Source organism: Pseudoalteromonas sp. Isolate6 (assembly GCF_022398435.1).
GTDB lineage: Bacteria > Pseudomonadota > Gammaproteobacteria > Enterobacterales > Alteromonadaceae > Pseudoalteromonas > Pseudoalteromonas galatheae.
The window spans coordinates 1-5,710 of sequence record NZ_JAKEVK010000256.1 but is presented as its reverse complement, the minus strand read 5'-3'; the positions used below and the strand labels follow the sequence as shown (position 1 = coordinate 5,710).

Here is a 5,710-nt window from a genome sequence, read left to right as displayed (position 1 = left end):
GTCTATTATAAATATTTTTTCGACAATTCAAAGGAAGTATTTGAGAAGATTCTTCGGAGACTGGTGCTGATAGGCAGATTTGAACTGCCGACCTCACCCTTACCAAGGGTGCGCTCTACCAACTGAGCTATATCAGCACGCCAGACGAACTGGAGCGGGCAGCGGGAATCGAACCCGCATCATCAGCTTGGAAGGCTGAGGTAATAGCCATTATACGATGCCCGCTTTAGGAACCTGTTCTTAACTACCTCTAACCGTCAAGAATAAAGTGGTGGAGGGAGCTGGATTCGAACCAGCGAAGGCTGAGCCGTCAGATTTACAGTCTGATCCCTTTGGCCGCTCGGGAACCCCTCCACGTAAAATTCTTTCCTAAAGCATCCTATACAAGATAGGGTAAAAAGATGGTGCCGACTATCCGAGTCGAACGGATGACCTACTGATTACAAGTCAGTTGCTCTACCAACTGAGCTAAGTCGGCACTGCTTTAGTACGGGGCGAGATATTAGAGCAACCATTGACTCGATGCAACAGGAATATGCAAAAAATCTTAAATTTATTGTTCAAACGCTCAGTTTTAAGCCAATCCCATGACATTTTTACAGTTATTGTGGGTTTTTCCACCAAACTGACAGACCCTTGAATACCAAGAGGTCATCGAAAACCGCTGACTCGATATGGTTTTTAATAAGTTCTCCATATCCACCTGCACATAATACCAGTGCAGACTCATTATTAAGTAACTGCTTTGCGCTGTGCACAAGCCCAAGCGTTGCGGCTAAGGCACCATTTTTCACCGCTTCTGGTGTATTTTTAGCAAATTCTGCGGCAAACGGCGTGTTCTCATCACAAAATACCCGCTCTGCACGTGCTGTAATACTAGAGATCATCAAATCAATCCCTGGAACAATCCACCCACCCAGATGCTTGCCTTCTGCAGTTACTACATCAACCGTAGTAGCTGTGCCTGAATCAATCACGATGACATCTTGTTCAGGATACAGATCATGCGCCGCCAAGACGGTGAGCCATCGATCAATGCCTAGGTTTTGAAATGTAGGATAGGCACATGTTACCCCTGCGCGGCTTGCTGATACTTGTGCTTGTTCTAACACAAGACCAAACTCGGAGGCGCGGCTTTCCACCCACTGTAATCCCGCTCCCTTTCCAACCTGAGAGCAAATAATTGCAGTTAGCCTCTGCCAGTCAACATCCCCTTCTTTTACTAGACGAATACTACTTTCCTGCTCAATGGCATATTTGACCGCAGTATTGCCTACATCAATTAACAACTTCATGATGTCCCCTTTCTTAAAGAGATCTCACCGCCATAAAAAGCCTTAAGCTCACCATCTTGCCTAAGTAATAAGCCGCCTTGCATATCGATGCCTTCACAGATCCCACACCACTCTCTTTGTCCGGTGCTCAGTGTAACTGCGTCCCCCTTAAAAGCATTTAGGCTATTCCACTCGGTCACCATTTCGCTCAGTCCAGACTCTTTATACTGGGCAAGCCGCTCAGACAAAGAATGAGTGAGCTGCACCACTAATTGATTTTTATCAATTTGGCCTAAGTGCGTTTGCAGATCTGTCCAGGCTTGGTCTATGTGTTTAGAAGCAGATTCTGGCATACATATATTTAGCCCAATCCCAATCACGAGGTGGCAAGGTCCTTCCACTTGCCCCTCTAGCTCAACCAAAATCCCCGCCAATTTTTGCTGATTGAGATAAATGTCGTTTGGCCATTTTAATTCAACGGAAATACCATACAGGGCCTTTAACGCGTCATATACCGCAAGTCCTACAGCTATGGATAAGCCCATCGCCGCTTGCATACCAGCATCAAACTGCCAGTAATAGCTGTAATAAAGGTTAGCACCAAAGGGCGATTGCCACACTCGACCTCTACGGCCTCTACCAGCTTGCTGCATTTCAGCCACCAAGACATGGCCTGAGCCCATATTCTGCTTGTCCTGCAAACGGCGCACCAGCTCGCTATTCGTTGAGTCTATAATTGCGTGATATTCGATTGGACACTCACTTTGAAATTGCTGTTGCCACAGGGCATTCAGCTTATTTTGATGAATAAGCGGTAAGCTATAATTGAGCTTATAGCCGCGGCCGTTTACTCGAAATATATCAATGCCCATCTCTTGCAACGCCGCAATATGCTTTGCAATAGCCGCGCGACTAATACCCAATTGCTCGCCCAACTCCTGCCCTGAGACAAACTCTCCTTTGTTCAAAGCCGCTAAAATCGTTTGCTTTTTATGATCAGGCTTTTTCATGATATTCCACACTTTGCAACTGACATTCACCATGCTTTGTTATAAGGCGCACTTCATGCTCGAGTAACACAGCAAATTTTTGCCAAACGGTTTGCTGAATATGGCTCACTAACTGTTTTAAGTCTTCACCAGTGCTGCCACCACTATGAACAAGTACCAATGCTTGTTTCTCATACACACGAATGGCTCCACGGTGGCAGCCTTTTAGACCCGCTTTGTCAATCAACCAGCCAGCCGCGAGTTTGACATGGTCATTGTATACATCAAACGCTGGCATCTCTGGAAATTTACTTTGCAACTGAGATGCAAACGCCCTATCAACTACTGGGTTTTTAAAAAAGCTCCCAGCATTTGCAAGTGTCGCAGGGTCGGGCAATTTACCGTTTCGAGTAACTATCACCGCTTCGTAAATCTCTTGTGCGGTTGCTGTATCACCCAAGCTTTGTAGTGGGCCATAACTTAGCGTTGGCTGCCAACGTTTAGGCAAAGTAAATGTCACTTCTGTAATGACAAACTTCTCTTTTAGACGATGTTTAAAGACTGAATCACGGTAGCCAAATTCACACTCTGCATTCGTTAATGTTGTGAAGCGCCGTTCGGCGATATCAAATCCTTTAACTTCTGTGATAAATTGCGATACTTCAACGCCGTAGGCACCGATATTTTGTACCGGTGCCGCACCAACAGTACCAGGGATCAATGCGAGGTTTTCTAACCCATCAATTCCTTTATCAAGCAGCTTTGTAACGAGCTGGTGCCAGTTTTCTCCAGCGGCAACTGTAACGATATAACTGTCATCTTGTTGAGCAATATCGATACCTAAGGTCGCAAGCTTAACAACGGTTCCAGCATAGTCTTCCAGAAAAATAGTATTGCTCCCTTCCCCAATTAAAAAGAAAGGACGACTGAAATCGAGCTCAACCAGCGTATGTGGATCTGTGATAACAATAAGGGACTCGCAACCCGACGGCAGCGAAAAAGTGTGATAAGACTGCAAACTTGTCACTGCAGCACCTTGCCAATATTAACTAAACTGGCGCTAGTGTAGCGCATTGCCCTGACTTACGCATTAACGTCATCTTGCCCATCATTTTATGTAACCCATCGGCTTAGACTATTTAAATGGTCAGAAATTAGTTATGTTAGCCGCTCTAATTGGGAATATTCTTTTTATAAGAGCAACATTATGATTAAACTTTCGGCACTTACGCTCAGCCTTGCCATGGCTGGCCTTGTCCACACTGCTGATGTAAACGCAGCCGTTGACCAACACACTTACGCCAATCTTAACGACGTTATTACCACACACTTGCATTTAGACCTAGACGTTGACTTTGAAGATAAACAACTAGAAGGTTTTGTTGAACACACGCTTGATTGGCAAAACCGCCAAGCAAGAACACTGGTACTAGATACGCGTGACCTCGAAATCGACAAAGTGATGTACCAAGGTAAAGATGATAAATGGCATACTGCCAAGTTTGATCTCGCCAAGCGCGATGATGTGAAAGGTGCAAAGTTAACTATTCACTTTAAAGAGCAAGCTAAGAAAGCGCGTATTTACTACAACAGCTTGCCAGTAGCATCAGGCCTACAGTGGTTAACACCGCAGCAAACCGCAAGTAAGTCTCACCCATTTATGTATAGCCAGTCTCAAGCTATTCATGCTCGTAGTTGGATCCCAGTGCAAGATACGCCAGCAATGCGTGTGACTTACTCAGCTCGTGTACATACACCTAAAGATGTACGAGCAGTTATGAGTGCGGACAATACCGGTGCATTGATCAAAGATGGCGATTATTGGTTTGATATGCCACAAGCTATCCCACCATACCTAATTGCAATTGGCGCAGGTAACCTTGAATATAAAGAAATGTCACACCAAACTGCAATTTTTGCAGAGCCGCAAATCCTCGATGCCTCTGTCGCAGAATTTAACGATACGCAAGCGATGATCGACAAAACCAATGCCATGTATGGTGAATACGCTTGGGGTAGATACGACCTGCTCATGTTGCCGCCTAGCTTCCCATTTGGTGGTATGGAAAATCCGCGATTGTCATTTATCACGCCAACCGTCGTTGCTGGTGACAAAAGCTTGGTAAATCTAATCGCCCACGAGTTAGCACACTCTTGGTCTGGAAACTTAGTGACCAACGCGACATGGGAAGATCTGTGGCTAAATGAGGGCTTCACCTCTTACGTAGAAAACCGCATTATGGAAGAAGTATTCGGTCGTGACCGCGCGGTAATGGAGCAAGCGCTTGACGCGGCCGGCCTGCGTGCACAACTTAAAACCATCGCCGCTCCTGATACACGTATGAATTTAGAGCTTAATGGCCGCGATCCTGACGATGCGTTTAGCTCTGTACCTTATACTAAAGGTCAATTATTCCTTATTTATTTAGAAGAAAAGTTTGGTCGTGACAAGTTCGACAAGTTTGTTAAAACCTACTTTAGCACTTTCTCTTTTAAGTCTCTGACTACTGATGAATTTGTCGCTTACTTAGACAAAAACTTGCTACAGCAATATCCTGGTATCGTGAGCTTAGAAAAAGCCAAAGAGTGGATTTATGAGCCAGGCTTGCCAAGCGATGCACCGAACCCAACTTCTGATGCTTTTGAAAAAGTGGATGCGCTCACTCAAGCTTGGCTAAAAGACGAGAAAACACTTGCAGACTTACCGACCGATTCGTGGACAGTACATGAATGGCTGCACTTTATTAATAACTTACCAAGAGATCTCGCCATTGAGCGTATGGAAGCATTGGACAAAGCATTTAAGCTGACGCAGTCGACCAACGCTGAACGCGCATTTGCTTGGTATATGCTAGCAGTAGGTAACGACTATCAGGCTATTTACCCAGATCTTGAAAAACATCTGGTAAGTATCGGTCGTCGCAAGCTTATCGTGAATTTATACAAATCACTCATTAACAATGGCAAGCGTGACTGGGCTTACCGTGTTTATCAACAAGCACGACCTGGGTACCACCCACTTGCTCAAGGCACCATCGACGCCTTATTTAAGTAACACCTATACTTCCAATACAGGCAGTCTCCTTCTATTTGACTGCCTTTCTTTTAAATCAATAAGTTAACCACCACATAATCGTTCTTTGCGCCGCCTTGCTATTGTTCATTTTTTAACACAAAGCTTATTGCTATCAAAATTCAATTGAGTTAACGTATTGAAACCAATACAGGTACAAGGTTAAGGAAATGACAATGCAATTAAAAAAGAAAAAGTTAAAAAACATCCTCACATCGCAGCTAAAACAGGTTTATGGCGGTATCACAAGTGATGGTGTTCAACCATCCAAAGTGAAAGTGCACAACCCTGACTCATACCTAAAACCTTTTGCATCTACTGGTGATGGCGATCAGCCAAGTCGCTAATCACACCATATTTTGTCTGTTCATATA

5 protein-coding genes and 4 tRNA genes are annotated in these 5,710 nt (G+C 44.6%); 2 read left to right on the top strand and 7 right to left on the bottom strand.

All coding sequences use genetic code 11. The features are described from left to right. Positions 1-61: 61 nt before the first annotated feature. The 7 genes from L1D50_RS21000 to murB all read right to left on the bottom strand — a co-directional run bounded on the left by L1D50_RS21000 (position 62) and on the right by murB (position 3,290). Positions 62-137, bottom strand: a tRNA-Thr gene (locus L1D50_RS21000). Between the two features lie 13 nt (positions 138-150). After that, positions 151-225 (bottom strand) — tRNA-Gly (locus L1D50_RS20995). Between the two features lie 44 nt (positions 226-269). Then, positions 270-354 (bottom strand) — tRNA-Tyr (locus tag L1D50_RS20990). A gap of 48 nt (positions 355-402) precedes the next feature. Next, a tRNA-Thr gene (locus L1D50_RS20985) sits at positions 403-478 on the bottom strand. A 124-nt stretch (positions 479-602) separates the two neighbouring features. Continuing rightward, positions 603-1,295, bottom strand: coding sequence for a type III pantothenate kinase (locus L1D50_RS20980; RefSeq protein ID WP_128725608.1), 693 nt, complete (start codon positions 1,293-1,295; stop codon positions 603-605). Further along, a complete protein-coding gene (gene birA / locus L1D50_RS20975; protein ID WP_128725609.1) occupies positions 1,292-2,284 on the bottom strand; it encodes a bifunctional biotin--[acetyl-CoA-carboxylase] ligase/biotin operon repressor BirA in 993 nt (330 codons plus the stop codon). The genes L1D50_RS20980 and birA overlap by 4 nt, the downstream gene beginning before the upstream one ends. Further along, entirely contained in the window at positions 2,271-3,290 is a 1,020-nt protein-coding gene (gene murB, locus L1D50_RS20970; protein ID WP_239966742.1) for a UDP-N-acetylmuramate dehydrogenase, read from the bottom strand. The genes birA and murB overlap by 14 nt, the downstream gene beginning before the upstream one ends. 183 nt (positions 3,291-3,473) lie before the next feature. Here murB and L1D50_RS20965 point away from each other — a divergent pair, with 183 nt between their 5' ends. Then, the gene (locus tag L1D50_RS20965) at positions 3,474-5,318 is read left to right on the top strand and encodes a M1 family metallopeptidase (RefSeq protein WP_162847779.1); all 1,845 of its coding nucleotides are present in this window, start codon (positions 3,474-3,476) and stop codon (positions 5,316-5,318) included. Between the two features lie 194 nt (positions 5,319-5,512). Continuing rightward, positions 5,513-5,683: a hypothetical protein gene (locus L1D50_RS20960; RefSeq protein WP_161568668.1), complete on the top strand. Its 171-nt coding sequence runs from the start codon at positions 5,513-5,515 to the stop codon at positions 5,681-5,683. The last annotated feature ends 27 nt before the right edge of the window (positions 5,684-5,710 follow it).